General features: G+C 72.5%; 29 protein-coding genes. 14 read left to right on the plus strand and 15 right to left on the minus strand.

The window, feature by feature from the left end:
* Positions 1-36 precede the first annotated feature (36 nt).
* Together ACLJN9_RS09060 and ACLJN9_RS09065 are read left to right on the plus strand one after the other, a co-directional pair.
* Positions 37-1,035 carry an EamA family transporter gene (locus ACLJN9_RS09060; RefSeq protein ID WP_410810657.1) on the plus strand — a complete coding sequence of 333 codons (999 nt, stop codon included), beginning with the start codon at positions 37-39 and terminating at the stop codon, positions 1,033-1,035.
* 10 nt (positions 1,036-1,045) lie between these two features.
* Entirely contained in the window at positions 1,046-1,699 is a 654-nt protein-coding gene (locus ACLJN9_RS09065) for a prepilin peptidase (RefSeq protein WP_410810658.1), read from the plus strand.
* A gap of 85 nt (positions 1,700-1,784) precedes the next feature.
* Here the strand turns inward: ACLJN9_RS09065 and ACLJN9_RS09070 are convergent, their stop codons facing one another.
* The 5 genes from ACLJN9_RS09070 to ACLJN9_RS09090 form a co-directional block, all read right to left on the minus strand.
* On the minus strand, positions 1,785-4,970 hold the full coding sequence (locus ACLJN9_RS09070) for a UvrD-helicase domain-containing protein (protein WP_410810659.1): 3,186 nt from the start codon (positions 4,968-4,970) through the stop codon (positions 1,785-1,787).
* A 61-nt stretch (positions 4,971-5,031) separates the two neighbouring features.
* On the minus strand, positions 5,032-6,276 hold the full coding sequence (locus ACLJN9_RS09075; RefSeq protein ID WP_410810660.1) for a metallophosphoesterase: 1,245 nt from the start codon (positions 6,274-6,276) through the stop codon (positions 5,032-5,034).
* A 16-nt stretch (positions 6,277-6,292) separates the two neighbouring features.
* A complete protein-coding gene (locus ACLJN9_RS09080) occupies positions 6,293-6,547 on the minus strand; it encodes a MoaD/ThiS family protein (RefSeq protein ID WP_410810661.1) in 255 nt (84 codons plus the stop codon).
* A 3-nt stretch (positions 6,548-6,550) separates the two neighbouring features.
* Positions 6,551-7,564 (minus strand): GTP 3',8-cyclase MoaA, encoded by a 1,014-nt coding sequence (gene moaA / locus ACLJN9_RS09085; RefSeq protein WP_410810662.1) that lies wholly within the window; start codon positions 7,562-7,564, stop codon positions 6,551-6,553.
* Positions 7,561-8,475, minus strand: coding sequence for a fructosamine kinase family protein (locus ACLJN9_RS09090; RefSeq protein WP_410810811.1), 915 nt, complete (start codon positions 8,473-8,475; stop codon positions 7,561-7,563). The genes moaA and ACLJN9_RS09090 overlap by 4 nt, the downstream gene beginning before the upstream one ends.
* 194 nt (positions 8,476-8,669) lie before the next feature.
* Here ACLJN9_RS09090 and ACLJN9_RS09095 point away from each other — a divergent pair, with 194 nt between their 5' ends.
* The 3 genes from ACLJN9_RS09095 to ACLJN9_RS09105 all read left to right on the plus strand — a co-directional run bounded on the left by ACLJN9_RS09095 (position 8,670) and on the right by ACLJN9_RS09105 (position 10,424).
* Positions 8,670-9,716, plus strand: a complete 1,047-nt coding sequence (locus ACLJN9_RS09095) for a DUF4192 domain-containing protein (RefSeq protein WP_410810663.1) — start codon at positions 8,670-8,672, stop codon at positions 9,714-9,716.
* Between the two features lie 61 nt (positions 9,717-9,777).
* Positions 9,778-10,029, plus strand: coding sequence for a hypothetical protein (locus ACLJN9_RS09100; RefSeq protein WP_410810664.1), 252 nt, complete (start codon positions 9,778-9,780; stop codon positions 10,027-10,029).
* A complete protein-coding gene (locus ACLJN9_RS09105; protein WP_410810665.1) occupies positions 10,026-10,424 on the plus strand; it encodes a hypothetical protein in 399 nt (132 codons plus the stop codon). The genes ACLJN9_RS09100 and ACLJN9_RS09105 overlap by 4 nt, the downstream gene beginning before the upstream one ends.
* A gap of 21 nt (positions 10,425-10,445) precedes the next feature.
* Here the strand turns inward: ACLJN9_RS09105 and ACLJN9_RS09110 are convergent, their stop codons facing one another.
* Together ACLJN9_RS09110 and ACLJN9_RS09115 are read right to left on the minus strand one after the other, a co-directional pair.
* Positions 10,446-10,649 carry a DUF397 domain-containing protein gene (locus ACLJN9_RS09110; protein WP_410810666.1) on the minus strand — a complete coding sequence of 68 codons (204 nt, stop codon included), beginning with the start codon at positions 10,647-10,649 and terminating at the stop codon, positions 10,446-10,448.
* Entirely contained in the window at positions 10,637-11,386 is a 750-nt protein-coding gene (locus tag ACLJN9_RS09115; protein WP_410810667.1) for a Scr1 family TA system antitoxin-like transcriptional regulator, read from the minus strand. The genes ACLJN9_RS09110 and ACLJN9_RS09115 overlap by 13 nt, the downstream gene beginning before the upstream one ends.
* A 198-nt stretch (positions 11,387-11,584) precedes the next feature.
* On the opposite strand from ACLJN9_RS09115, the gene ACLJN9_RS09120 reads away from it, so the two are divergent.
* A complete protein-coding gene (locus ACLJN9_RS09120; RefSeq protein WP_410810668.1) occupies positions 11,585-11,938 on the plus strand; it encodes a hypothetical protein in 354 nt (117 codons plus the stop codon).
* Entirely contained in the window at positions 11,935-12,207 is a 273-nt protein-coding gene (locus ACLJN9_RS09125; protein WP_410810669.1) for a flavin reductase, read from the plus strand. The genes ACLJN9_RS09120 and ACLJN9_RS09125 overlap by 4 nt, the downstream gene beginning before the upstream one ends.
* A gap of 30 nt (positions 12,208-12,237) precedes the next feature.
* On the opposite strand, the gene fdhD is transcribed toward ACLJN9_RS09125, so the two are convergent.
* On the minus strand, positions 12,238-13,104 hold the full coding sequence (fdhD, locus tag ACLJN9_RS09130; protein ID WP_410810670.1) for a formate dehydrogenase accessory sulfurtransferase FdhD: 867 nt from the start codon (positions 13,102-13,104) through the stop codon (positions 12,238-12,240).
* Positions 13,105-13,392: 288 nt separating this feature from the next.
* On the opposite strand from fdhD, the gene ACLJN9_RS09135 reads away from it, so the two are divergent.
* From ACLJN9_RS09135 to ACLJN9_RS09145, 3 genes are all read left to right on the plus strand, one after another.
* Positions 13,393-14,043, plus strand: coding sequence for a molybdenum cofactor guanylyltransferase (locus ACLJN9_RS09135; protein ID WP_410810671.1), 651 nt, complete (start codon positions 13,393-13,395; stop codon positions 14,041-14,043).
* On the plus strand, positions 14,040-14,306 hold the full coding sequence (locus ACLJN9_RS09140; RefSeq protein ID WP_410810672.1) for a DUF6457 domain-containing protein: 267 nt from the start codon (positions 14,040-14,042) through the stop codon (positions 14,304-14,306). Before ACLJN9_RS09135 ends, ACLJN9_RS09140 begins: the two co-directional genes overlap by 4 nt.
* Positions 14,307-14,430: 124 nt before the next feature.
* On the plus strand, positions 14,431-15,540 hold the full coding sequence (locus tag ACLJN9_RS09145; protein ID WP_410810673.1) for a T3SS (YopN, CesT) and YbjN peptide-binding chaperone 1: 1,110 nt from the start codon (positions 14,431-14,433) through the stop codon (positions 15,538-15,540).
* A gap of 7 nt (positions 15,541-15,547) precedes the next feature.
* Here ACLJN9_RS09145 and ACLJN9_RS09150 read toward each other — a convergent pair whose 3' ends face one another.
* A complete protein-coding gene (locus ACLJN9_RS09150; protein WP_410810674.1) occupies positions 15,548-16,504 on the minus strand; it encodes a zinc-binding dehydrogenase in 957 nt (318 codons plus the stop codon).
* A gap of 79 nt (positions 16,505-16,583) precedes the next feature.
* Positions 16,584-17,042, minus strand: coding sequence for an Lrp/AsnC family transcriptional regulator (locus ACLJN9_RS09155; protein ID WP_074315467.1), 459 nt, complete (start codon positions 17,040-17,042; stop codon positions 16,584-16,586).
* 59 nt (positions 17,043-17,101) lie between these two features.
* Here ACLJN9_RS09155 and ddaH point away from each other — a divergent pair, with 59 nt between their 5' ends.
* Positions 17,102-17,935: a dimethylargininase gene (gene ddaH, locus ACLJN9_RS09160; RefSeq protein ID WP_410810675.1), complete on the plus strand. Its 834-nt coding sequence runs from the start codon at positions 17,102-17,104 to the stop codon at positions 17,933-17,935.
* Between the two features lie 76 nt (positions 17,936-18,011).
* Here ddaH and ACLJN9_RS09165 read toward each other — a convergent pair whose 3' ends face one another.
* Positions 18,012-19,199 carry an ABC transporter substrate-binding protein gene (locus tag ACLJN9_RS09165; protein WP_410810676.1) on the minus strand — a complete coding sequence of 396 codons (1,188 nt, stop codon included), beginning with the start codon at positions 19,197-19,199 and terminating at the stop codon, positions 18,012-18,014.
* 79 nt (positions 19,200-19,278) lie between these two features.
* Positions 19,279-20,076, minus strand: a complete 798-nt coding sequence (locus ACLJN9_RS09170; RefSeq protein ID WP_410810677.1) for an alpha/beta hydrolase family protein — start codon at positions 20,074-20,076, stop codon at positions 19,279-19,281.
* Positions 20,077-20,160: 84 nt separating this feature from the next.
* On the opposite strand from ACLJN9_RS09170, the gene ACLJN9_RS09175 reads away from it, so the two are divergent.
* Positions 20,161-20,763: a bacterial proteasome activator family protein gene (locus ACLJN9_RS09175; RefSeq protein ID WP_410810678.1), complete on the plus strand. Its 603-nt coding sequence runs from the start codon at positions 20,161-20,163 to the stop codon at positions 20,761-20,763.
* A gap of 20 nt (positions 20,764-20,783) precedes the next feature.
* Here the strand turns inward: ACLJN9_RS09175 and ACLJN9_RS09180 are convergent, their stop codons facing one another.
* From ACLJN9_RS09180 to ACLJN9_RS09190, 3 genes are all read right to left on the minus strand, one after another.
* Positions 20,784-21,596 (minus strand): HAD family hydrolase, encoded by an 813-nt coding sequence (locus tag ACLJN9_RS09180; protein ID WP_410810679.1) that lies wholly within the window; start codon positions 21,594-21,596, stop codon positions 20,784-20,786.
* Positions 21,596-22,417 (minus strand): HAD family hydrolase, encoded by an 822-nt coding sequence (locus tag ACLJN9_RS09185; protein ID WP_410810680.1) that lies wholly within the window; start codon positions 22,415-22,417, stop codon positions 21,596-21,598. The genes ACLJN9_RS09180 and ACLJN9_RS09185 overlap by 1 nt, the downstream gene beginning before the upstream one ends.
* A 201-nt stretch (positions 22,418-22,618) precedes the next feature.
* Positions 22,619-23,362 (minus strand): hypothetical protein, encoded by a 744-nt coding sequence (locus tag ACLJN9_RS09190; RefSeq protein WP_410810681.1) that lies wholly within the window; start codon positions 23,360-23,362, stop codon positions 22,619-22,621.
* A 131-nt stretch (positions 23,363-23,493) separates the two neighbouring features.
* Between ACLJN9_RS09190 and ACLJN9_RS09195 the strand changes: the two genes are divergently transcribed.
* Both ACLJN9_RS09195 and ACLJN9_RS09200 read left to right on the plus strand, forming a co-directional pair.
* Positions 23,494-23,925 (plus strand): OsmC family protein, encoded by a 432-nt coding sequence (locus ACLJN9_RS09195; protein WP_410810682.1) that lies wholly within the window; start codon positions 23,494-23,496, stop codon positions 23,923-23,925.
* Positions 23,926-24,074: 149 nt separating this feature from the next.
* Positions 24,075-24,422, plus strand: coding sequence for a metallopeptidase family protein (locus ACLJN9_RS09200; RefSeq protein WP_410810812.1), 348 nt, complete (start codon positions 24,075-24,077; stop codon positions 24,420-24,422).
* Positions 24,423-24,475 lie beyond the last annotated feature (53 nt).

Genomic DNA, 24,475 nt, shown 5'->3' on the forward strand with positions numbered 1-24,475 from the left:
ACGCCGACTCCGAGGTCACCGTAGCGTGGTCCACCGATGAGCTCATCTCCACCAAGTGCCGCCGGCCCGGCCGGCCGTGGCACTGGCGCCGCACCGACCCTGATCTGGACCGCGTTGATCGTGGTCTATCTACTCTGGGGCTCCACCTATCTGGCCATCCGGATCGCGGTGGAGTCGTTGCCCCCGCTGACGTCGGCCGCCATGCGGTTCGCCGCCGCGGGCCTGGTGCTGGCGGCGGTGCTGCGCCTGCGCCGTGGGCCGGGCGCGCTGCGGGTGGACCGCCGACAACTGGGCTCCGCCGCGCTGGTCGGGGTGCTCCTGCTCGCCGGTGGCAACGGTCTGGTGGTGCTCGCCGAATCCGGGCCACCCGGAGTGGCGCTGCCGTCCGGGATCGCCGCGCTGCTGGTGGCGACCGTGCCGTTGCTGGTGGTGCTGCTGCGCACCGCCACCGGGGACCGTCCTCCGGTCTGGACGTTCGCAGGGGTCACCCTGGGCTTCGTCGGTCTGGTCCTGCTGGTTCTGCCCGCCGGCAGCGCTGACGCGGTGCCGCTTGTCGGCGCGTTGACCGTGGTCGCTGGAGCCGCCTCCTGGTCGGTTGGCTCGTTCCTGTCCGGACGGATCCGGATGCCCGCCGACCCGTTCGTCGCAACGGTGTACGAGATGGTTGCCGGCGCACTGGTGCTGGCCGTGATCGCCGCCGGCCGGGGCGAACTGCGCGACTTCCATCCGACGGCGGTCAGCGCCCGCTCCTGGCTGGCGCTGGCCTACCTCATGGTGGCCGGCTCGCTGGTGGCCTTCACCGCGTACGTCTGGCTGCTGCACAACGCACCCCTTTCGCTGGTCTCGACGTACGCCTACGTCAACCCGGCGGTCGCGGTGGCGCTCGGCGCGCTGCTGGTGGCCGAGCCGATCACCGGACAGGTGCTGCTCGGCGGTGCGGTCATCGTCGCCGGGGTGGCCCTGGTGGTGACCACCGAACGCCCCCGCCGCGCGGCGCCACGATCGGGGGCGGCGCGGGTGCGCGACCGCCGGTAACGTCGCGCCCATGTCGGCCGCAGCGCTGGTGTCGGTCGCGCTGCTCGGGGCGTTGGTCGGTCTCGTCGTACCCCCGCTGGCCCGGCACTTCACCGACCCGCCCGACCGGGCGGAGGCGTCTCCGGGGCCACGGTCGGGCGCGTGGGCCTGGCTCAGCCCGGTGGTGGCGGCCGTGGTGTTCGCCGGGCTCGCCGTCGCACGGGGTGACGACCCGGCACTGCCGGTGCTCCTCGCGGTGGCGGCCCTGGGGCTGGTGCTGGCCGAAATCGACCTGGCCTGTCTGCGGCTGCCGGACGCGCTCGTGCGCACCGCCGGGGCCCTGGCACTCGGCGGCCTGACCGGCGCGGCGCTGCTCGCCGGCACCCCCGGTCGGCTGGTTGGCGCGCTGGCCGGTGCGGCGGTCGTCGGCGCGGCGCACGTGCTGCTGGCCCTGCTGCCCCGGTCCCGGTTGGGCTTCGGTGACGTGAAGCTCGCCGCCGTTCTCGGCCTGCCGCTCGGCTGGCTGGGCCGGGATGCCCTGCTGGCCGGCCTGCTCCTGCCTCATCTCCTGCACGGCGGTTTGGTGCTCGGCCTGCTCGCCGCCGGGCGGGTGCGTCGAGACACCCTGCTGCCGCTCGGGCCGGCCCTGCTCGCGGGCACCTGGCTCGCCGCCCTCGTCGGCTGAGCAGCGGGCACCAGGCTCGCCGCCCTCGTCGGCTGAGCAGACCGGCGTGCGGGCGCCGCACGAGCGTCGGGACCGCCGACGCCCCTCAGATCAGGCGGAGCTGGCGGTCCTTCGGACGACGGGGCTCGGTCTCGCCGAACCGCTCGAACAGGCCGGGGTCGATGACGCCGAGGAACGGTGATGGTTGGCAGTCGCGTTCCACGCCGTGCCGGGTCCGGCGGGCGGCGTGCGTGACGTACAGGCGGTCCTGGGCCCGGGTCAGGCCGACGAAGAAGAGCCGGCGCTCCTCCGCGACCGCGTCCTCGTCGGGTGTCGAACCCGGCCAGCGCAGCGGCAGCAGCCCGTCCTCGACGCCGACCAGGAAGACCACCGGGAACTCCAGACCCTTCGCGGCGTGCAGGGTGAGCAGGGTGACCGCCTCCGCGCGCGGATCGAGCGCGTCGACCTCCGCGCCGGTGGCCAACTGCGACAGGAACGCCTCCAGGTCGTCGCCGCACCGCCTGGCCAGCGGGGTCAGCAGGTCCACCGCCGCACGGACGTCCTCGGGACGGCCCGCGCCGGCGCCGTCCAGGGTGGGTGCGGCGAACCGCTCCGCCACCACCTGGCCGGTCAGCCGCACCCGGGCGGCCAGCGAACCGGCCAATCCGTCGGCGTGCCGCAGCTCGCGGGCGATGGCCGCCACCCCGGGGCGGTCCCGCAGCCGGTCGTGTGAGCGCTTCTGCACCGGGATGTTCGCCCGGCTCAGGGCGTCCACGATCGGTGCGGCCTGCGCGTCGGTCCTGTACAGAACGGCGATGTCGGAGAACGACAGCGCGGTGGACCGCCCGTCGATCCGACCCGAGTCCAGTGACCGGTGGGACAGCCCGCCGACCAGCTCGTCGACGGTGCGGACCACGAAGTCGGCCTCCTCGGCGACGGACGCGGCGGGGTAGCGACCCACCAGCGGAGCCTCCGGGTCGAGCCGGGCCGGGTCCAGCCGCCGGCCACGAACAAGCGAGGACGGCGCGATGGCCTGCACCGCGGCGGCCAGGATGGGTGCCGACGAGCGGTAGTTGCGGTTGAGCCGGACCAGCCGGGCGTCGGAGAAGTCCTGGGAGAAGCGCAGGAAGTAGCCGACGTCGGCACCCCGGAACGAGTAGATCGCCTGGTCCGGGTCGCCGATCGCGCAGAGGTTGCCGTCGGCGGGGCTCAGCAACCGCAGCAGCTCGTACTGCACCGCGTCGACGTCCTGGTACTCGTCCACGAAGATCCAGCGCCAGCGGTCCCGGTACCGCCCGACCAGCTCCGGGTCGGCTCCCAGCAGCTCCACCGGCAGGCTCACCAGCTCGTCCAGGTCGACCAGGTCCTGCTTGCGCAGCAGTGCGACGTAGCTGGCGGGGTCGTCACCGGCTTCCGACCGGGCCGCCGCCCGCTCGGCGTCGTCGGCGATCCGGAAGGACGCCGGCAGGCCCGCCGCCTCGGCGTTCTCGCGCAGGATGGTCAGCCCCAGCGCGTGGAAGGTGCCCACCGTGACGTCCTCGGCCACCGGGCCGAGCAGACCGTCGAGGCGGTGTCGCAGCTCCTCGGCGGCCCGGCGGGTGAAGGTGATGGCCAGGCACTGCTCGGGAAAGACGTTCAGCTCCGCGCACAGGTAGGCGATCCGGTGGGTCAGCGTCCGGGTCTTGCCGGTGCCGGGGCCCGCCACGATGAGCAGTGGACCACCGGGCGCGGAGGCGGCCACCCGCTGCATCGCGTCCAGCCGGTCCAGCAGGCCGGTGCCGACCTCCTCCATGCCCGCGAGCATCGGCTCGAACGGCTCGTGCGGTGACGGCGGCGGCGCGAGTGGCCGGGCGGGCGGTGGGGCCTGTTTGCGCTTCGGCTCCGAGGCCGTCGTCGCCGGGCGCTTCACCCTGGCCGCCGGCTCCACACCTCGCCGCTGCGCCGGCACCGGTACGTCGAACAGCGTCTCCTGCGTCGTGTCGGCACCGGACCCCAGCTCCGCAGGGTCGAACAGGGTGATCACGCCGTACTCGCCGTCGTAGCCCGGCACCCGGCGCACCTCCCCGCGTCGCAGCCGGCCGATGCCCTCGGCGAGAAGTTCACCGCCGGCCTGCGCGATGTCGGTCAACGGTGTCGTGGTCAGGATCTCCAGCTCGGGGCCGAGCGCGGCGAGCAACTCGTTGAGCCGTCCCTCGACCCTCTTCGACCGGGCGCCAACCTTGTTGATCTCGCCGAGGATCTCGGCCAGTTGCACCAGGTGGGTGACCTCCCGGGCGTGCGCCGGCCGGTGCCCCTCGGCCCGGTCGGCCAACTCCTCGATCCGGCTCAGGACGCCCACGGTGAGGGGCTTGCCGCACTCGGGGCAGCGACCGCCCGCGGCTTTGGTCCGCTCCGGAGACCAGTTGATCCCGCACAGCCGGTGCCCGTCCGCGTGGTACTTGCCCTCTTCGGGAAAGAACTCGATGGTCCCGGCCAGGCCGTCGCCGGTCCGCAGCGCTTCCCGTACGGCGAAGTAGTTGCGTTCGGCGGTCAGCACGGTCGCCTCGCGGCCCAGCGCTGGCGGGGAGTGCGCGTCCGAGTTGGAGACCAACTGGTAGCGGTCCAGGCTACCGACCCGCCAGTTCATCGCCGGGTCGGAGGAGAGCCCGGTCTCCACGGCGAAGATGTGCTCGGCCAGGTCGGCGTAGCAGTCGGCGATCGCGTCGAAGCCGGACTTCGAGCCCAGCGCGGAGAACCACGGCGTCCAGATGTGCGCCGGGACCAGGTAGCCGTCCGGGCTTGCTTCGAGGGTGATCTCCAGCAGGTCCCGGGAGTCCAGGCCGAGGATCGGTCGACCGTCGGAGCCGAGATTGCCGATCCGGCCGAGCGCGGCGTTGAACCGGGCCACCGCGTCCAGGTCGGGCAGGTAGATCAGGTGGTGCACCTTGCGAGTGCGGTCATCCCGCTTGTAGATGGTCGAGATCTCGACGCTCAACATGAACCGGACCGGGTTCGCCTCCGCCGTGCTGGCGAGTCGAGGCGGCAGGCGGCGGGCGACGTCCCGCTCTGCCTCCTCATCGAGGCGGTAGAGCCCCGGTTCGGCCGGGCGCAGCGTCTCTCGCAGGTGGTCGTACCAGGCGGGATGGGTGAAGTCTCCGGTGCCGAGCAGGGCGATGCCCTTGCGCCGGGCCCACCACGCGAGGTTCGGCAGCGTGAGGTCGCGGCTGCACGCGCGCGAGTATTTCGAGTGGATGTGCAGGTCCGCGACGAATGGCGGGAGGCCACCGGAGGGTACGACGCTGAGCGGGGGCACGCCGCATCCTGTCACGCCCGCCGCGCCGGCCGCCTGCCGCCACGCGCGGACGTGACGTCCGCTATGCCGAGCGCAGCTCGACCAGACTGATCTGCGGCTCGGCCCCGACCCGGACTGGTGGGCCCCAAAAACCGGCGCCGTTGGTCACGTAGACCTTGGTGCCGTCGACCTCGCCGAGCCCGCTGACCACCGGCTGCGCCAGCCCGACGGCCAGGTTGAACGGCACCATCTGCCCGCCGTGGGTGTGCCCGGACAGTTGCAGGTCGACGCCGAACCTGGCCGCCTGCACCGCGGCCAACGGCTGGTGTGCGAGCAGGATCACCGGGCGGCTCGGGTCACGGTCACCGAGGGCGGCGGCGAAGTCCGGCCCGGCGGCGAGGCCGCTGGTGCCCGTGGCGTCGAGGTCGTTCACGCCGGCCAGGTCGAGCACGCCGCCCCGGGCCCGGATCTCCTGCCGCTGGTTCTGCAGCACCCGCAGGCCGAGCCGGTCCACCTCCTGGACCCACTCCTCCACACCGGAGTAGTACTCGTGGTTGCCGGTGACGAAGAAGCTGCCGTATCGGGAGCGGAGGTCGCGCAGCGGTGCGGCGGCCGAGCCCAACTCGGCGACCGAGCCGTCGACCAGGTCACCGACGACCGCCACCAGGTCGGCGTCGAGCCGGTTGATCGCGGCGACGATCCGTTCGGTGTGTGCCCGGCCGCGCAGCGGGCCGAGGTGGATGTCGGAGACGGTCGCGATGCGCAGGCCGTCCATGCTGCGGGGGAGCTTCGCGAGCGGGATCCGCACCCGGTCCAGTTGGGGCGGGCCGAGCGCGGTGCGTACGCCGTACCCCGTGATGCCCGTGGCCGTGAGGCCGGCGAAGATCGCGGCGCCACGGGCCAGCAGCAGCCGGCGGGCCGGGTCGTGGTCGGGTGTCCGGTCGGCGCCTGCGGTCGGCGGCCCGCTCGGCCCGGCGGCACCGACGAGCACCGGCTCGGGCGCGGCGGCGGTCGGCTCGACGGCGATCACCCGGCGGCGCAGCACCAGCCGGGTGACGAGCATCGGCACTTCCAGTACGGCGAGCACGATTAGCAGGTAGAACATCAGCGCGAGCCAGAGGTAGCCCGGCCAGGCGAGCCAGTAGAGCCCGGCCTGCGTCCCGGCGAGGGTGAGTGGCACGAGCAGCGCCAACACCAGCGCGGCGACCCCGCCGACCCTCCGCCAGCGGCCCGGCGTCGTGGTGTCCCGAACGAGCCGTTTCCACAGGTAGAGATGGATGAGACCGGTGATCAGCGCCAGGACGGCTACGAAACCCACAACCGCCATTGTCTCTGCGCCTTCCTCAGCCGCCCGCGAACGGCGGCAGGACGTCGATGGTGGCCCCGCCCGGCAGGGGTGTTTCACGATCATGACAGGTCACGCCGTCCACCAGGAAACTCGCCACCCGCAGGACGGCGGCGAGTTGGTCGCCGTGCCGCTGGACCAGCTCGACGGTGAGGTCGTCGAGCGACCGGCCCGCGGGGGTGACCTCCTCGGCGCGGCCGGCGGCGGCGCGTGCGCCCGCGAAATAGCGGATTGTCAACGGCGTCGGGTCCACCGCTCAGCCCCCGATCGCGGACATCGGGCGGGTCGGCTGGAGGAAGGCGGGGTCGTCGATGCCGTGCCCGGCGCGCTTGCCCCACATGGCGGTGCGCCAGCGGCGGGCCAACTCGTCGTCGTCGACGCCGCCACGTAGCGCGGCACGCAGGTCGGACTCCTCGGTGGCGAAGAGGCAGGCGCGGACCTGGCCGTCGGCGGTCAGCCGGGTGCGGTCGCAGTCGCCGCAGAACGGGCGGGTGACGCTGGCGATCACGCCGACCCGCGCGGGCCCGCCGTCGACCAGCCAGGTCTCCGCCGGCGCCGCGCCCCGCTCGCTCGGGTCGGGCGTGAGGTCGAAGCGGGTACGCAGGAGGGCCAGGATCTCCTCCGCGGTGACCATCGTGGCGCGGTCCCAGCCGTGCTGGGCGTCCAGTGGCATCTGCTCGATGAACCGCAGCTGGTAGCCGTGGTCGACGGCGAAGCGGAGCAGGGCGGGCGCCTCGTCGTCGTTCACGCCGCGCATCAGCACTGAGTTGATCTTCACGGGGGTGAGCCCGGCGGCGACGGCCCCGGCGAGCCCGGCGAGCACCGCGTCCAACCGGGGACGGCGGGTGAGCTGCGTGAACCGGGCTGGGTCCAGGGTGTCCAGCGACACGTTCACCCGATCGAGGCCGGCGTTGCGCAACGCGGGGGCGAGCCGGTCCAGGCCGATGCCGTTGGTGGTGAGCGAGATCCGCGGGCGGGGCTCCAGTGCGGCGACCGCGGCCACGATGCCGAGCAGCCCGGACCGGATCAGCGGCTCACCACCGGTGAACCGCACCTCGGCCACGTCGAGCCGCTCCACGGCCACCCGGACCAGACGGACGATCTCCTCGTCGGTGAGCAACTCGGGACCGGCCAGCCAGGGCAACCCTTCGGCGGGCATGCAGTAGGTGCAGCGCAGATTGCACTTGTCGGTGAGGGACACGCGCAGGTCCCGTGCGACCCGGCCGTACCGGTCGACGAGGACGCCGACGGTCCGCGGGGCGACGCTCACTCCTCGACCGTAGCGCGCTCGGGCCGACCCAGGGCGGCACGGGCGTTCTGGATGACCGCGCCCCGGTAGCCGCCGCCGAAGAGCGCGGTGTGCACGAGCAGCAGGTGCAACTGGTGCAACGGCACCCGCGCCCGCCAGCCCTCGGTCAACGGCCAGCTCTCCCGATAGGCGGCCAGCACCCGGTCCAGGTGGGGGAGGCCGCCGAAGAGCGCCAGCTGGGCGAGGTCGGTCTCGCGGTGCCCGCCGTGCGCCGCCGGGTCGACCAGCCAGGCCCGGTCGTCGGCGGCCCACAGCACGTTGCCCGGCCACAGATCGCCGTGGATGCGGGCCGGTGGCTCATTTCCGCCGAACTCGTCGACCCGGCCGATCACCTGCTCGACCAGAGCGACGTCAGCACTGCGCAGCGCGCCGTTGTCGACCGACCGCCGCAGAAAGGGGACGAGTCGTCGTTCGGCGAACCACCGGGACCAGGGGCCGTCGTCGGGGGTGTTGTCCTGCCGAGTCGCCCCGACGAAACCGGGCCAGGTGGCACCGAAGGTCGGCGCGCCGGCCCGGTGCAGGCCGGCCAACTCCCGGCCGAAACGCTCGGCCGCCTCCGGCGTCGGCTCGCCGGGCTCCACCCAGTCGAGCGCCAGCAGGTCGGGCAACGCCACGATCACCTCGGGTACGGCGACAGTGCCGGTCTCCCGTAACCAGCGCAACCCGGCTGCCTCGGTCTCGAAGAAGCTCTCCGGCACCGGTCGGTCGGCGTGCTCGGGCCAGGACTTGGCGAAGATCGAGTGACCGTCGTCGAGAGTGAGCCGGGCGGCGGCGCAGATGTCCCCACCGGCGACCGGGGTCACCCGGAGCCGCTGGTGGGTCAGGAACGTCGGCAGGTGTGCCGGGTGCGCGCGCAGGTACGCCAGGTCCACCAGCGCACGGTAACCGCTCCCCACGACACAACGGTGCCGCGCGAACACATCGGGTCGGATCCTGACGCCTCGGATCCCCGCCGAGTACGTCGTAGTATGCGGTGAGCAGGGAGAACACGAAGAGTGACTGTGGATAAGCCGCGTGTCGTCCACAGGGGCTACGCAGACGGGTGGGCCCGTCGCAGGCTCCAGGCATGACCTCGACCGAACGCCCCCGGCTCGCCGTACGCTCGCCCGCCGACCTGCTCGCCGCCGTGCCGTACCTTCTCGGGTTCCATCCCGCCGACAGTGTCGTCGCGGTGGCACTACGCGGGCGGCAGATCGTCTTCGCCGCCCGCGCCGACCTGCCCGACCCGTCGGCCGACCCGGTCGAACGGGCCCGGCACCTGGCCGGGGTGATCCAGCGGCAGGGTGCGGAGGCTGCCACCGTGGTCGGTTACGGGCCTCCCGAGAGCGTGACTCCGAGCGTGGACGCCGTACGCGCCGCCCTGACCGGAGCCGGGTTGGACGTGCTCGACGCCCTGCGGGTGACCGACGGCCGGTGGTGGTCCTATCTCTGCACCGAGGTCGACTGCTGCCCGCCCGAGGGTCGGCGGTACGACCCGGCGGCCAACCCGGTGACCGCCTCGGCGGTCTTCGCCGGTCAGGTCGCACTTCCTGACCGGGCCGCCCTCGTGGCGCAGGTGGCACCGGTGGACGGCGCGGCCCGGGACGCACTGCGCACGGCCACCGCCCGCGCCGAACGGCGACTGACCGAGCTGATGGAGCTGGCACCATCGAGCGACCTGCTCGGCGGCCGGACGATGCGCGCCGCCGGGGTGGCGGCGATCCGCGAGGCGCAACGTCGGCAGCGGCGTGGCGAGCGACTCGACGACGACGAGGTGACCTGGCTGAGCCTGCTGCTGACGCACCTGCCGGTCCGTGACCATGCCTGGGAGCGCACCGACGGGCGGGACCGGGACATCGCCCTCTGGACCGACGTGTTGCGCCGGGCCGAGCCGGAGCTGACCGCCGCACCCGGCGCGCTGTTGGCGTTCGCCGCCTGGCGGGCTGGGCAGGGGGCGTTGGCGGCGGTCGCGTTGGAGCGGACGCTGAGCCTGCACCCCGACTACTCGCTAGCCCAACTCCTGGATGATCTGCTCCGGCGCGGCGTGCCCCCGTCCGAGCTGGACGGCTGGCCGTCGGTCGGCCTGCCCGGCGTCGTCCGCCCGCAGAGGCGGAGCCGACGTGGCCGCCGCTGACCAACCGTGTTCGGTGCGCAGTGCTACCGCCGGTGCCACCATGGTTGATAGGCTGGCGGGCATGACTGCGAAGCGCTCCGTGAGCCTCCCCGACGACGTGGCGGAGTGGCTCGACCGGCAGCCCAACGTCTCGGCCGCGATCACCGCTGCGGTGCGCGCCCAGATGGCCGTTGTGCACCTGAACGACATGCTGCGGCGCGCCGGCATCGAGGTGACCGAGGCGGGCAGGGCACGCTGGCGGGAGCGGCTGGCGACACCCATTCCGGCGGACGCCCTGGCCGAGGGACGCCGGATGTTGGGAGGCGCCGGATGAGCGATCAGATCGCGGCCGTGTTCGACGCGTCGGCGTTGACGGCCTATCTCGAGGGCAATGTCTCGATCGGGGAGTTGATGCTGGAGGTCGCCGATGAGGGGCGACAGGTGGCCGTCCCCGCCACCTGCCTGGCGGTGGCCTTCGCGGACGCGGGCGACGAGGTCGAGGCCGCGCTGCTGGGCCTGATGATGAGTGCCCCGGTGATCTGCCTGCTGCCGCTCGACGCCGACGATGTGCGGAACACGGGCACGCTGGCCCGAGCCGTGGACGGGAACATCTCAGTCGGCCATGCCGCCCGTGCGGCACTCACCCACGGGGCGCACTATGCGACCGTGCAGCCCACGGTGGCGGCGAAGGTGCTACCGACCAACTGGAGCATCCTCGACCTGGCCTGACGCGCGAATGGGCGGCCACGCCTAGCTGACCGGGCTGATCTCCCTCGCCAGCCTGACGAAGCTCGCCCAGGCCGCCGGCCCGAACGTCAGCGTGCCGCCGTCCCGATCCTTCGTGTCGCGGACGAGCACGACACCCGGCAGATTGTCGGCCACCTCCACGCAGTTGCCACCGTTCGAGCTGCTGCGGGTGCTCTTGCGCCAACGGGCGCCGGTCAGGTCATCCATGCTCGCGCTCTCATCAGGTCGATGGTCAGGTCACGCGGTAGCGCTAACGACCTCACGCTATCCCAGACCGCCCACAGCGGAGCAACGTCATTACTGAGACGTCCGGCCGCCTGGTCGTCGAGGTAGCCGACATCGCCGCCGTCGACTGTGCTGGCGATGACGAACGGCCCGGCCTGCCCGGGGTGGAAGCCAGCCGTCAGGGGCAGCACGTGGATCATCACGGCCGGCCGCTCAGCGAGCACCATCAGATGGTCGAGCTGCTCGGCCACTATGTCGGGTCTTCCCCGGCGCAGCGCGGCCTCGTCGATCACGAAGACGCTCAGCGGCGGGCGAGGCCGATCGAAGACGGCGGCCTGCCTGCGGAGGCGCGTCTCCACGTGCGCCTCGAGGTCGTCTGCGGCCCAGAGCCCGCTGCTCAACACGGCTCGCGCGTACGCCTCGGTCTGCAGGAGCCCGGGGATAACGGCCGACTCGTAATACCGCAGACCAACGGCCTCGCGCTCGATGTCCGTCCAGGGCCGGAACCATGCGGGCTCGCGCCGCTTGAACAGGTCGGGCCAGAGGTCGCTCTCGTCGCGGCCGAGGACCGCCGCGACCTTTGACCGGTGGCGAGTCTGCGGAATCCGTCCCGGGTTCGCCCACTTGGCCGCCGTCTTGGGATCCACCCCGATCTGAGCTGCGAGGCTGTCCGCTGTCAGGCCGTTGGCCGACATCGCTTCGGCGACTGCCAGGTTCATCCGAGCCCTCTCCCGTACGTCCCGAACGTCCACAGGAGATATTGCTACGCAGTGTATTCGGTCCGCAACCCTTGGAAGTGTGCCTCTCAGACGGCGCGGCCGGTAGGGACCACCCGAGACCCGACGGTCGCGTTCGTGCCGGGGCCGCCCATGGGCGAGCACTCAGGGGCGGCCCCTCCCAACGACGAGGGGGAAAGCATGCCGGACAAGCCGAAGCCCACGAACCCTGCCGCCAACGCCACCCGCATCGCGTTGGGCCGCGCCGGCGGTGGCGAAGTGATCGGGACGATGAAGGCAGGCGATCTCGTCCGACTGACCCGCGCCGCGAGCCCGCAGTTCGTCTGTCCGATCACGGTCCGGATCATCCGCGAGCTGACCGACCGACACACCTACCATGGCTGGACGTGGATCGAGGCGTACGAATTGGGGCCGGACGGCAACGCGCGGGCCAAGCGGGAGCTGTTCGTGCTCCGCGAGGGAGTCGACCTGCTGCCATCCGGTCCGAGCACCCACCGGCCGACGCAGCGCCACGCGGCAAGGGCCGGCGGGTGAACGGCCGCAAGGATCACGCCCTGCTGAAGCCGTCCTGGCGCTGCCGCACCTGCGGGATCGCCTGGCCCTGCTCGGCCGCGAAACTGCGCCTGTTGGGTGAGTACCGCGGTCGCCCCGACGAGCTGATCGAGCACCTGACGACACTGCAGGCCGAGGCGACCGAACACCTGACCGAGCTGTACGACGGCACGCCGCCGGATGGCCTGACCGAACGTTTCACCGGCTGGGTCCAGGCTCGACAGCCCCACCGCTTCCCGCCCCGGCGCTGATCGCTCATCCCCCGACGTCGGCCGCCCGGGTCATGTTTGCTGCTCCACCGTGATCCGTTGCGGGCCGGCGTAGACGTTCATCGTCCGGCCGCGCAGGAACCCGACCAGCGTCATCCCCGCCTCGTCGGCCAGCTCCATGGCGAGGGTGCTCGGCGCCGAGACAGCGGCCAGCAGCGGCAGTCCCGCCATCCACGCCTTCTGGGTCAGCTCGAAACTGGCCCGGCCGGAGACCAGCAGCAGGTGCCCGGCCAGCGGCAGTCGACGCTCCCGGACCGCCCAGCCGATCACCTTGTCCACGGCGTTGTGCCGGCCCACGTCCTCCCGGAGCACCACCAACTCGCCGGCGGCGGTGAACAGTCCCGCCGCGTGCAGCCCGCCGGTCCGGTCGAAGCCGCGCTGCGCGGCGCGCAGCCGGTCGGGCAGCTCGGCGAGGAGAGCGGCCGGAACGGTGAGCGGGTCCGCCGCGACCGGAAACAGCGAGCGGGTACGGACGGCGTCGATGCTGGCCTTGCCGCAGACCCCGCAGGAGCTGGTCGTGTAGAAGTTCCGGGACGGGTCGGTCGTCGGTTCCGGTACGCCGGGGGCGAGCACCACGTCCACCACGTTGTACGTGTTCGGCGTCTCCGCGCCGGCGCACAGCTGTGCGGTGAGCACGTCGTCGGTGGACCGGATCAGCCCCTCGGTCAGCAGGAACCCGATGGCCAGGTCCAGGTCGTCCCCGGGGGTGCGCATGGTGACCGCGAGCGGCCGTCGTCGGCCGGTACCGGCCGCGCCGACCCGGATCTCCAGCGGCTCCTCCACCGCCAGGCTGTCCGGCCGACGGACGGCGCCGCGCCCGTCGGCCGCCGCGTCGAGGTCGATCCGGAGTACGCCCCGTCGGTCAGTCGCCCGTCCCATCCCGCCATCCTGCACCCCACGCCGGCACGCCCGCACGGCACAGTGCAAGCCGGTCCTCTGCGCCCGGCACGGACTGCCGCTACCGGGCAAGCCGTCACCGGGCAGCGGCCACGGGCAAACCGACCCTTGGGCATGGCGGCTTCCGGGCATGCCATCACCGGGCAGGCCGGCTTCCGGGCAAGCCATCACCAATGCCGGCTCCCGGGCATGCCGGCTCCCGGGCATGCCGGCTCCCGGGCAAGCCTGCACCGGACACCGACCCGGTGGAGGCACGGTTACCGTGGCGGGGTGGGGACGTACGCCGCCGTGGTGCTTGCGGGTGGGGCCGCCCGGCGGATGGGTGGAGTGGACAAGCCCACGGTGCCGGTCGGCGGTCGGCCGATGCGCGACCGGGTGCTGGCCGCCGTCAGCGACGCGACGCCGCGGGTGCTTGTCGGCCCGGTCGACGGCGTGCCGGAGGGGGTGCGGGTCACCCGGGAGGATCCGCCCGGCGGGGGACCGGTCGCGGCGACGGCGGCGGGACTGGCGTTGCTCGAACCCGGTACGACCCTGGTCGCGCTGCTCGCCGCCGACCTGCCTCTGCTGACCCGCGCCGCGATCGGCGAGCTGCTGGCCTCACTCACCTCGACGTGGGCCGCACGCACGAAGGGATCCAGTCCCGGGACGAGCGGCGTCGAGCCGCGCCCCGAAGGGGCGTGTTTCGTCGACGCGCAGGGGCGGCGGCAGTCGCTGTGCGGGGTGTGGCGGGTGGCCGCCCTGCGGGCCGGGTTGGACCGGCTGGCGGCCGAGCGGGGTGGCACCCTGGTCGGGGCTCCGGTCCGGGCGCTGCTGGCCGGTCTCGTCGTCCGGGAGGTGCCGTGGTCCGGCGACGGCCCGCCGCCCTGGTTCGACTGCGACACTGACGAGGACGTACGCCGGGCGGAGGAGTGGGCGCGATGACGGTCATGGACGACTGGGTCACGGCGGCCTGCGCCGAGCTGGATCTCGATCCGGGTCAGGTGCCCGTGCCGGCGGTGCTGAACCTGGCCCGCGACGTCGCCCACCAGGTGCTGCGGCCCGGGGCACCGGTCACGGCGTACCTGCTCGGGCTCGCGGTCGGTCGTGGCGCCGACCCGGCGGGCGCCGCGGCCCGGCTCGCTGACCTGGCCGCCCAGTGGCCCGTCGAGCTGGGTGCCGACCGCGCCGATCCGACGGCCACCTGACCGCGCAGCGCGCTCATCGTGCCGACCTGGCCGCCGCCGGGCAGGGGCGGTGTCCGATCCCGGTCCGGGCTGATCGGGCTCGCGGGCGGCGTGGGTAGGGTGATCGTGACGGACGGAGGCGATCATGACGGCTGACCACCCCTCGGCGCCGGTCGGTGAGCCCGGCGAGCCAACGACAGCCGAGCCGGCTGAGTCGATCCTGCTCGACGAGCCCAGCACCACGGACCTGCGTGCCAAGGTGACCGAGGCGTGGCGGGAGTTCGCCCGCGCGCTCGCCGTTCGGCTGCCGGAGTTGCCCGCTGGCGCGCACCTCGAGCTGACCCTGGACCCGACCGCCTCCGGGACCGGTGACGCCGTCTACTCGATCAGCGTCGACGTGGACGGCGGTGGCTCGGTGTCCGCCCGGTCGGTCGGCAACGCCGCCCTCCCGGCGGGCTACCGGCTGGACCGCGCCGCGGTGGCGGACATGATCGCGCTCGGCTGGTCCCCGCCCGGGGTGGTGGCCGGCTCGGGCGGCTCCTTCGGGCTGGACGGCACGACGGCGGACGCGTCCCGGATCGCCGCGCTGCTGTCCCGGACACTGCGCGACGTGTACGGCGCCCCACACCCGGCGTTCCTCGTCTACGTGGTGCAGGACGCCGAGGGCGAGCCGCTGGCGGTGGAGCCGCTGGGCACCGCACGCAGCGAGTTCGGCCCGGACGCCGACGTCGAGGGTGACCTGGAGGAGGCGTTGGCCGAGGCGGCCGCCGCGCAGGTCGAGCGCAACGACGTGCTGGACCTGGCGGATCGGGTCCGCACCGTGGTCTCCACCATGCTGAAGTCCGACACCGACCGGTTGCAGGTCGACTCGGACGGCGACATCACCATCCGCGCCGGTTCGGCGATGGTGTTCGTCCGGGTGCGGGACAACCCGCCGTTGGTGGACGTCCTCTCCCCGGTGCTCACCGAGGTGGAACCAACCGAGCGGCTCTACGTCAAGCTCTCCGAGCTGACCAGCCGGATGCCGATCGGCCGCCTCTACTGCGCCGACGACACGGTGTGGGCGTCCATCCCGGTGTTCGGCCGCAACTTCCAGGCCACCCACCTGATGCTGGCGGTGCAGGTGATGACCGGGCTCGCCGACGAGCTGGACGACCGCCTGCACGGCGAGTTCGGCGGCAAGCGGTTCTTCGGCGAGGGCGACAAGCCGGTCCGCCGCGACGAGTCCGAGCCCCGCACCGGCATGTACCTCTGAGAGCAGGTCAGGAGACGTCCAGCAGGGTCTTGCCAATGGTGGCGCGGGACTCGATGGCGGCGTGCGCGTCGGCGGCGCGTTCCAGCGGGAAGCGCTGGCCGATCAGCGGTCGGAGCCGGCCGGCCGCCGCGTCGGCCAGCGCCTGACCGGTGTACGCGCGCAGCCGCGCGGGTGGCACGTCCGGCCGGACCAGCGTGATCTGCCGGGCAGCGGCGTCCTCGGCGGCCACCGGGGACCACTCGCCGCTGGACAACCCGAAGCTGACCATGCGGCCACCCGGGCTCAGCAGCTCGAACGCCGTCCGGGCGACCGCTCCGCCGACCCCGTCGAGCACCACGTCGACCCCGTCCACCGCGCCCCGGACGCGGTCGGCCCAGTCCGGCATGCGGTAGTCGACCGCCAGTTCGGCGCCGAGCCCGGGCAGCAGGTCCACCTTGCGCGGGCCTCCGGCCACGCCGATCACCCGCGCGCCGGCACGGGCGGCCAGCTGCACCAGCAGGCTGCCCACCCCGCCCGCTGCCGCCTCCACCAGCACCCGGTCGCCGGGGCGGACGCCGACCGCGTCGACCAGCATGGTGGCGGTGCGCCCGTCGGCCAGCAGCGCCACCGCGGCGTCCAGGGCCAGCCCGTCCGGCACCTCGAAGGGAGCGGCCGCGTCCACGGCCGCCCGTTCGGCGTACCCACCGGAACCGCCGGTGGCGCTGACGACCCGTCGCCCGGTCAGCGTCGGGTCGACGTCCGGCCCGACGGCGGCGATCACCCCGCCGACACCGTTGCCGGGGATCAGCGGTGGGGTGACCCGGAACGGCCCGGGCCGACCGGAGCGTTGCTGCGTCTCGACGAAGGTGATGTTCGCGTGCGCGACGTCGATGAGGACCTGACCGGGCCCGGGCGTCGGATCGGGTGCCGTGCCGGGCACCAGTGCTTCGGGCCCGCCGAACTTCCGTAACCAGACAGCCCGCACGACGTCCTCCTCGATATCGGTGGGCTGCTGCCCATCCGCCAGGACCAGTCCACTTCCTCAACCTGGATTGAGGTCAAGGTCAGCGGGTGGAGGGACCGACGCCGGGGGACTCGACAAGTCGGGAGAGCACGATGGTGCTCCGGGTGGACGTCACGAACGACTCGGCGCGCAGCCGTTCCAGCGCGGCCTCCAGGTGGGCGATGTCGGCGGCGCGCAGGTGCACGAGCGCATCCGCCTCGCCGGAGACGGTGTACGCGCCGACCACCTCCGGGTGTCGGCGGGCGGCCACGCCGATCTGCGCCGGGGTGGTCCGGCCGGCGCAGAACAGCTCGACGAACGCCTCGGTGGTCCAGCCGACGGCGGCCGGATCCACCACCGCCGTGAATCCCCTGATCACGCCGGTGGCGCGTAGTCGGTCGACGCGGCGCTTGACCGCCGGGGCGGAGAGTGACACCCGGGTGCCGATGTCGGCGTACGACGCCCGGGCGTCGGCGACGAGTAACGCAATGATCCGCTGGTCTACCGCATCTATCTGCAACGTTCCGCCTCATTGAAGCAATGGTTGTGGCTGTTACCAACGTTCAACGGTACCTACTCTTGGTGACCGTGAACCAGCAGCGAGTCTCGCGAAAGCGGACATATCTCATGTGCTCGCCCGAGCACTTCGCGGTCGAGTACGCCATCAATCCGTGGATGGACGTCACCACCTCGGTGGACCGCGCGTTGGCCGTCAAGCAGTGGGACCGGCTACGCGAGACGCTGGTCGGCCTCGGGCACGAGGTGCACCTGCTCACCCCCGAGCGGGGCCTGCCGGACATGGTCTTCGCCGCCAACGGCGGTTTCGTGGTGGACGGCAGCGTCTACGGCGCTCGGTTCAAGCACGAGCAGCGGTCCGCCGAGGCGGCCGCGCACCATGCCTTCTACGAGTCGCAGGGCTGGCGTTTCATCGCTCCGAGCGAGACGAACGAGGGTGAGGGGGACTTCGCGTACGTGCCGGAGGCGTACGGCGGGCTCGTCCTGGCGGGGCACGGCTTCCGCACCGAGATCCCCGCGCACGCCGAGGCGCAGGAGGCGCTGGGCCGCCCGGTGGTGTCGCTGCGCCTGATCGATCCCCGCTTCTACCACCTGGACGTGGCGCTCGCCGCGATCGACGACTCGAACGTCGTCTACTTCCCCGGCGCGTTCTCCGCGGCCAGCCAGCGGGTGCTCACCCAGCTCTTTCCGGACGCGGTGGTGGCCGATGACGAGGACGCCATGGCGTTCGGGCTCAACCTGGTCAGCGACGGCGCCAACGTGGTGCTCAACAGCGAGGCCACCCGGCTGGCCGGCAAGCTCAAGGCCGCCGGCTACAACCCGGTGCCGGTCGAGCTGGCCGAGCTGAAGAAGGGCGGCGGCAGCGTGAAGTGCTGCATCGCCGAGCTGCGGCACTGACCCGAACACCGCCGCGTAGGTCAGGGGCCGACCTCCCGCCTGAGGAGATCGGCCCCTGACCGCGTTCGGTGACCTGTCAGCCCAGCGTGGCCAACTCGTTGATGAGCACGTTCGACATGACCTGGCCGTCGCGCTGCACCTCCCGCAGGTACCACTTCTGCTGCGGCGTACGCGGCTGGTTGAACTGCCAGATGCCGCGCGGGCTGTCGATCTGACCGATCTTGCCCAGCGCCAGGTTGACCTGCTGCGGGGTGGGCTTCTCGCCGCTCAGTCGGATCGCCTGGTCGAGCACCTGCGCCGCGTCGTACGACGCCATGGCGTAGGTGGTCGGCGTGATCTGGTACTTCTTGCGGTAGGACGAGGCGAAGACCCGGTTGGACGTGTTGTTCAGGTCGGCCGAGTAGTTCAGGGCGGTCTGGATGCCCAGCCCCTGGTTCTTCAGGCTCTCCAGCACGGTGCCCTCGGTGAGGAAGCCGGGAGCGTAGACCGGCCCGGAGTAGACCTCGCGTAGCTGCTTGATGAACTCCACGGCGGCGGCGCCGGCGTAGAAGCAGAAGACCGCGGTGGGCTTCTTGGCCAGCGCCTTGTCGATGTCCGAGGCGTATGTCGACTTCCCCGGGTTGGAGGTGCCGTCGGTGTAGGTCACCGGGTTGCCGATCCGCGCGTCGGTGGCGCCGAACTCCTGCCGGAAGCCGCGCACCACGTCCGCGCTGCCGGCGTTCTCCGGCATGATGATCGCGATGCGGCCGTTCGGCGGCAGCTTCTCCCGAAGGTAGCGGCCCAGAGCTCGGCCGGCCTCGTCGAGGACGTAGGACGTCCGCCAGATGTAGAAGACGCTCTGCAGGCTGCTCGGTGAGGCGTTGGAGCCGATCAGCGGGACGCGGGCCTGCTCCACGGTGTCCCGGATGCCGACCATCACCGACGAGTTGACCACACCGGTGAGCGCCAGCACGCCCTGCTTGAGCAGGTTGTCGACGGCGGCCTTGCCGCTCTTGGCGTCGTCGCCCTCGTCGGCGGTCAGCAGGTTCACCGGGTGGCCGGCCAGCCGCTGGTCGTGCAGGTCGAGGTAGAGCTTGAAGCCGTTGGTGATGTCGTCGCCGATGCTCTTGAACCCGCCGGACTGGGGGGTGATGAGACCGATCTTGATCGGGCCCCGGTCGGCGGCCGGCTGTGCCTCGGTGTCCGAGCCGCATCCGGCGGCGAATCCGGTCGTACCGAGCGCGGCCAACAGTTGGAGCGCCCGCCTGCGATTCATCTGCGACACCAAGTTCCTTCCGGGAGCGTTGCAGGGCAGAACAACGCCCCTCCGGCGTTCTACCTGCTCGGCGACGCTGCGTCAATGGCTAGTGATCATCGTGCAGGGACCGCAACGCGGCGACGACACTGGGCCAGGCCGCCGACTCCGGGTCTATCAGCCCGAAATGCTCGCATTCCGACAGCTCAACAAGGGAGATATCGGATCCTGCCGCACTGGCTGATGTGACAAAGTCCCGGCTCATCGCCGCCGGCACCTGGAGATCTTCTGAGCCGTGCACAACTACCGTCCGTGTTGGCATCGGCACCAACATGCGTGGATCGGCCGCCGCGTACCGGTCCGGGAACCGTTCCGGCCCGCCACCGAGCAGCGCGGCCACCGCACCCGGGCCCAGATCCCTGCGGTACGCCTCGGCCAGGTCGGCCACCGGCGCGAGGGCGAGGACCCCGCCCACCGGCGCCGGGGCGGTGGCTGCCGCGTACATCGCCAGCTGGCCGCCGGCCGAGTGACCGACCAGGATCGGCGCGCTTCCGGTCATTTGGTCGGGCATGGCCTCGGCGGCCAGCCTGGGCAACGCGGCCACCCCGGCCAGCACGTCGGTCAGCGTGCCCGGCCAGCCTCCACCCGGCTGCCCGACGCGCCGGTACTCCAGCTGCGCCACCGGGTAGCCGGAGGCGGCGAGCGCGGCAGCCAGCGGCCCGGTGTGCCGCCGGTCGTACTCGACCCGCCAGAAACCGCCGTGCACCACGATGACCAGCGGTCGCGCCGGGCCGCCCCCGGTCGGGCGCCGAAGGTCGGCCACCTGGTCCGGGTGGTCGCCGTACGCCACGGTCCGATCCGGCTCGGGGGCGGGCCGGGTCAGCACGGCACGCGGGTCGGTAGGCATGACGAGACGGTAGCGGGCCCCGCCCGGGTGGTTCGCCCCCGGGACTCGGTCCCGGGCGGCACGGGCGACGCCCGCTGGGTAAAGATGGACCCCATGACCGACGCGCACTCCGCTGCACAGAACGACGAGCCGGACCCCGAGGGCACCGGTCACCCCGGCACCGTGGTGGTGATCGGCCCCGACGGCAAGCCGGTCGGCACGATGCAGACCGACGATGGGCAGGGCGAGGATCCGACCCGCCTGGTCGAACAACCGGCCAAGGTGATGCGGATCGGCAGCATGATCAAGCAGTTGTTGGAGGAGGTCAAGGCGGCCCCACTCGACGACGCCAGCCGGCACCGCATGCGGGAGATCCACGAGCGCTCGATCGTCGAGCTCAAGGAGGGTCTCGCCCCCGAGCTGCGGGACGAGCTGGAGCGGATCTCGCTGCCCTTCACCGAGGACAAGGCTCCCAGCGAGAGCGAGCTGCGGATCGCGCACGCGCAGCTCGTCGGCTGGCTGGAGGGTCTGTTCCACGGCATCCAGGCGGCCCTGGTCGCCCAGCAGATGGCCGCCCGCGTGCAGTTGGAGCAGATGCGCGGCGGCCGGCAGGCGCTGCCCAGCGGCCCCGGCGGGGTGGTTCCCGGAGTGCCCGGCGTCGGCCAGCCGACCGGCGGCGAGGGGCACAACACCGGTCAGTACCTCTGATCCGCCGGGCCGCGGCCCGATCAGTCCACCCCGAAGATCTTCTCCAGGTACGCCGCCACGCCGTCCTCGGAGTTCGCCGCGGTCACCTCGTCGGCGACCGCGAGGACGGCGCGGTGCGCGTTGGCCACCGCCACGCCCCGTCCGGCCCAGCTCACCATCGGTACGTCGTTGGGCATGTCGCCGAAGGCCAACACGTCGGCCGCGCGCACGCCGAGCCGGTCGCAGTACCAGGCCAGTCCGGCAGCCTTGGTCACGCCGGCCGCGGAGATCTCCACCAGCCCCGAGGACGAGGAGTGCGTCGCCTCGGCCAGCCCGGCCACCGCTGCGGCGACCAGTGCCACGAAAGCGTCCGGGTCCTGCTCACCCGCGCGGGCGAGCAGCTTCACCGCGGGAACCGAGAGCAGCTCCTCAGGGGTCTCGACCGGCCGGATCCCCAGGTGGTCGGCGTCCCAGCGCAGCGGGTAGTCCGTCTCGTGCCGCATCTGCCGGCTGTCCAGGATCTCCACGGCGAAGCTGATCCCGGGCACCTCTGCGCGTAGCCGCCGGGCCACCTCGGCCAGGTGCTGCGGCGCGAGCGGGTCGGCCCGCAGCACCTCGTCGGCGAACGGGTCGTAGACGACGGCGCCGTTGGCACAGACGGCCGGCAGCGGCTCGGCCAGCTGGTCGTACACCATCTTGAGCCAGCGGACGGGACGGCCGGTGACCAGCACGACCGGCGTGCCTCGTGCGGAGATCCGCGCGAGCACGTCGGCGGTGCGCGCGCTGACCGTGTGGTCGTCGCGGATCAGCGTGCCGTCGATGTCGGTGGCGACGAGCCGGAAGGTCTCTCCCATCACCGGGACAGTAGCCGGTCCAGGTACACCGCCACCCCGTCGTCGTCGTTGCGCAGGGTGATCTCGTCGGCAGCGGCACGGACGGCGGGATGGGCGTTGGCCACCGCCACGCGGGACCAGCCGGCCCACTCGAACATCGGCAGGTCGTTGGGCATGTCACCGAAGACCAGCACGTCGGCCGGATCGACCCCGAGGGACTGCGCCACCACGGTCAGGCCCGTGGCCTTGTCCACGCCCGGCGGGCAGATCTCGATGAACCCGAGCCCGGCCTGGGTGAGCGTGGCGACCTGCGGTGGGACGATCCGCCGGGCCACCGCCAGCAGCTCGTCCACGTGGTGGTCGGCCGTCCGGGCGAAGGCCTTGATCACGTCGCAGGAGAGGCAGTCCGCACGGCTGCGTTCCTCGAACCTGTCCTGGTACGGCCAGCTCGCGTGATAGTCGCCCCAGAGCGGGGCATCGTGCTCGTCGGACGCCTCGACCATGACGGTCAGCGGGCCGACCTCGGCCTCCAGGTCGGCGAGCAACCGGGCCAGTACCTCGGCGGCCAGCCGCTCGTCGCGGAGCACAATCGGGCCGCTCGGGTCGCTCTGGTCGACCACCCGCCCGCCACCGGCCATCACCAGGAAGTCGGCGGCCCTGATGTCGTTGCGGGTCAGTTCCGCCAGCCGAGGGCCGCGTCCGGTCGCGGCGACCACCGGAATTCCGGCCGCCCGCACCCGGTCGAGCACCCCGTGGGTGTACGCGGAGACGGTGTCATCGGAGCGGACGAGCGTCCCGTCGAGGTCGGTCGCGATCAGCTTGGGCAGTCCCGGGCGGGTCATCGTTCCTCCTTCGCCCGCCGCCGTCGCAGCCTGCCGTTCGGTACCGATGCCGAGACCCGGCGTGACGGCGGGCAGCAACCGTACCTCGCGCAACGGGTCGCAACCATGGCTTCCAGGCGAATCGGACGCCAACGAACGGGGTGCCGTCAGTGGCCTGGAGCGCGGGAACACGGCATCCCCGCGGAACCGTGTCCGCGCTGCTCAGCCCGCGGAATCAGGGCGGGCGAACGGGGCGGCCGGGGTGACGGTGAGATCGGCGGGGGCGGGCAGGTCACCGTCGTCGATCGGGTCGCGGTCGTGTCGGCGACCCCAGCCTCGTCCCGTTGCGCCGTCCGACGCCCGGTTGTCCTGCGCCGGCGGGGCATGCCGATCCGCGGGGACGACCGGCGCCAGCCGCAGCGCGACACCGAGCAGCACGCAGGCGGCGAAGGCCATGACGAGGCCCCGCCCGTACTCGGTACGGAATCCGTCCTGGGACGAGTAGAGGAGGCTGCGCTGAGCGGGGTCGTCGAGTGTCGCCGCGGCGGCTACCAGCACCGCCAGGAGCGCCCCGGCCAGGGTCAGCCCGGCCAACCGCGCGTTCGCGCGGACGCCCGCCGTGCCGCGCAGTGCCAGCGCCACGGCGCAGACGAGGCCGAGCAGCCCGATCAGGTAGCCGAGCCCGAGACCGCCGACCTCGGACAACCCGGCAGGCACCTCGATCGTGCTGTTTCCCTCGGGTCCCTCGTTCGGCAGGGTCATCACCACCCATTCCCCGACCAACGAGGCGACCCCGGCCACCGCGCCGAGCCCGGCCACCAGCAGGGGTAACCGCGGGTCACGGGTCAGGCCGGCCAGGGACCGGCCGAGTCGACGTCGCGGCGCCGGCTCGATGGCACCCCACTCGATCTGGGCGGGGCCGTCGAACCGGTCACCCTGGCGGGGTATCGGCAGCTCCTCGGACATCGGCCATCCTTCCGCCGGTCACGGGCCTGCGTCGAATCATGGCACACCGGACGGTTGGTGACGGGAATCGCAGGGCGTGCGTCGGTGCCGGTCGGTCGCTCGGCGGTCGCCTTTCGGCTAGCGTTCTCCTCATGCCAATCCGTACCGCTTCCGCACAATGGCAGGGCAATCTCACCGAGGGCTCCGGCACCGTCCGCACCGGTAAGGGCGGCCTGTCGGGCAACTACTCGTTCAAGTCGCGCTTCGAGGAGGGCGAGGGCACCAACCCCGAGGAGCTGATCGCCGCCGCACACGCGGGCTGCTTCTCGATGGCGTTCTCGAAGGCTCTCGCCGACGCCGGCTCGACGCCCACCTCGGTCGAGACCACCGCCAAGGTCCACCTGGACAAGACCGACGCCGGTATGACCGTGACCCGGATCGACCTGGAGACCGTCGGCCAGGTGCCGGGCATCGACGACGCGGAGTTCCAGAAGCTCGCCGAGGCTGCCAAGGCCAACTGCCCGATCTCCCGCCTGCTCTCGCCGGGCGCCGAGATCACCCTCACCGCCAGCCTGGCTTCCTGAGTCGACCGACCCGTACGCCGCACGTCACGGAAGGAGTCGCCGCCCGGTCCCGGGCGGCCGCTCCTCCCACACCTGCGTGGACTCCGCGCGGGGTCGCGCCTTCTGACCGGTCGGTTGGTCCGGCGTCGGGCAGAATGGTTGAGATGCCGGTGGAGATGGGCCGCGAGCGTTTCGAGGAACTGGTCGCCGACGCCCTCGACGAGGTGCCCGGGGAGTTGCTCGGGCTGATGGACAACGTGGTGATCCTGGTGGAGGACGACCCACCGGGGGGTGAGCCCGGCCTGCTGGGCCTCTACGAGGGGCACGCGCTCACCGACCGGGGCTGGAACTACGCGGGCGTGCTGCCGGACCGGATCTTCATCTACCGTCGCCCGATCCTGCGCATCTGCCACAGCGACGAGGACGTCGTCGACGAGGTGGCCGTCACCGTCGTGCACGAGATCGCCCACCACTTCGGCATCGACGACGCACGGCTGCACTCGCTCGGCTGGGGCTGAACCCAGCGGTCCGGCTCGACCCGCCGCTCGGCTGATGCCCCCTCCTTGCCCTG

The sequence above is a fragment of the Micromonospora sp. 067-2 genome (genome assembly GCF_046549295.1).
Taxonomy (GTDB): Bacteria; Actinomycetota; Actinomycetes; order Mycobacteriales; family Micromonosporaceae; genus Micromonospora.

Bases quoted from the DNA above. Each gene is read 5' to 3' on its own strand.
- ACLJN9_RS09060 (WP_410810657.1), top strand. From the start codon at position 37: ATGAGCTCATCTCCACCAAGTGCCGCCGGCCCGGCCGGCCGTGGCACT.
- ACLJN9_RS09065 (WP_410810658.1), top strand. From the start codon at position 1,046: ATGTCGGCCGCAGCGCTGGTGTCGGTCGCGCTGCTCGGGGCGTTGGTC.
- ACLJN9_RS09075 (WP_410810660.1), bottom strand. From the start codon at position 6,276: ATGGCGGTTGTGGGTTTCGTAGCCGTCCTGGCGCTGATCACCGGTCTC.
- ACLJN9_RS09095 (WP_410810663.1), top strand. From the start codon at position 8,670: ATGACCTCGACCGAACGCCCCCGGCTCGCCGTACGCTCGCCCGCCGAC.
- ACLJN9_RS09100 (WP_410810664.1), top strand. From the start codon at position 9,778: ATGACTGCGAAGCGCTCCGTGAGCCTCCCCGACGACGTGGCGGAGTGG.
- ACLJN9_RS09105 (WP_410810665.1), top strand. From the start codon at position 10,026: ATGAGCGATCAGATCGCGGCCGTGTTCGACGCGTCGGCGTTGACGGCC.
- ACLJN9_RS09110 (WP_410810666.1), bottom strand. From the start codon at position 10,649: ATGGATGACCTGACCGGCGCCCGTTGGCGCAAGAGCACCCGCAGCAGC.
- ACLJN9_RS09115 (WP_410810667.1), bottom strand. From the start codon at position 11,386: ATGAACCTGGCAGTCGCCGAAGCGATGTCGGCCAACGGCCTGACAGCG.
- ACLJN9_RS09120 (WP_410810668.1), top strand. From the start codon at position 11,585: ATGCCGGACAAGCCGAAGCCCACGAACCCTGCCGCCAACGCCACCCGC.
- fdhD (WP_410810670.1), bottom strand. From the start codon at position 13,104: ATGGGACGGGCGACTGACCGACGGGGCGTACTCCGGATCGACCTCGAC.
- ACLJN9_RS09140 (WP_410810672.1), top strand. From the start codon at position 14,040: ATGACGGTCATGGACGACTGGGTCACGGCGGCCTGCGCCGAGCTGGAT.
- ACLJN9_RS09145 (WP_410810673.1), top strand. From the start codon at position 14,431: ATGACGGCTGACCACCCCTCGGCGCCGGTCGGTGAGCCCGGCGAGCCA.
- ACLJN9_RS09170 (WP_410810677.1), bottom strand. From the start codon at position 20,076: ATGCCTACCGACCCGCGTGCCGTGCTGACCCGGCCCGCCCCCGAGCCG.
- ACLJN9_RS09175 (WP_410810678.1), top strand. From the start codon at position 20,161: ATGGACCCCATGACCGACGCGCACTCCGCTGCACAGAACGACGAGCCG.
- ACLJN9_RS09180 (WP_410810679.1), bottom strand. From the start codon at position 21,596: ATGGGAGAGACCTTCCGGCTCGTCGCCACCGACATCGACGGCACGCTG.
- ACLJN9_RS09185 (WP_410810680.1), bottom strand. From the start codon at position 22,417: ATGACCCGCCCGGGACTGCCCAAGCTGATCGCGACCGACCTCGACGGG.
- ACLJN9_RS09190 (WP_410810681.1), bottom strand. From the start codon at position 23,362: ATGTCCGAGGAGCTGCCGATACCCCGCCAGGGTGACCGGTTCGACGGC.
- ACLJN9_RS09195 (WP_410810682.1), top strand. From the start codon at position 23,494: ATGCCAATCCGTACCGCTTCCGCACAATGGCAGGGCAATCTCACCGAG.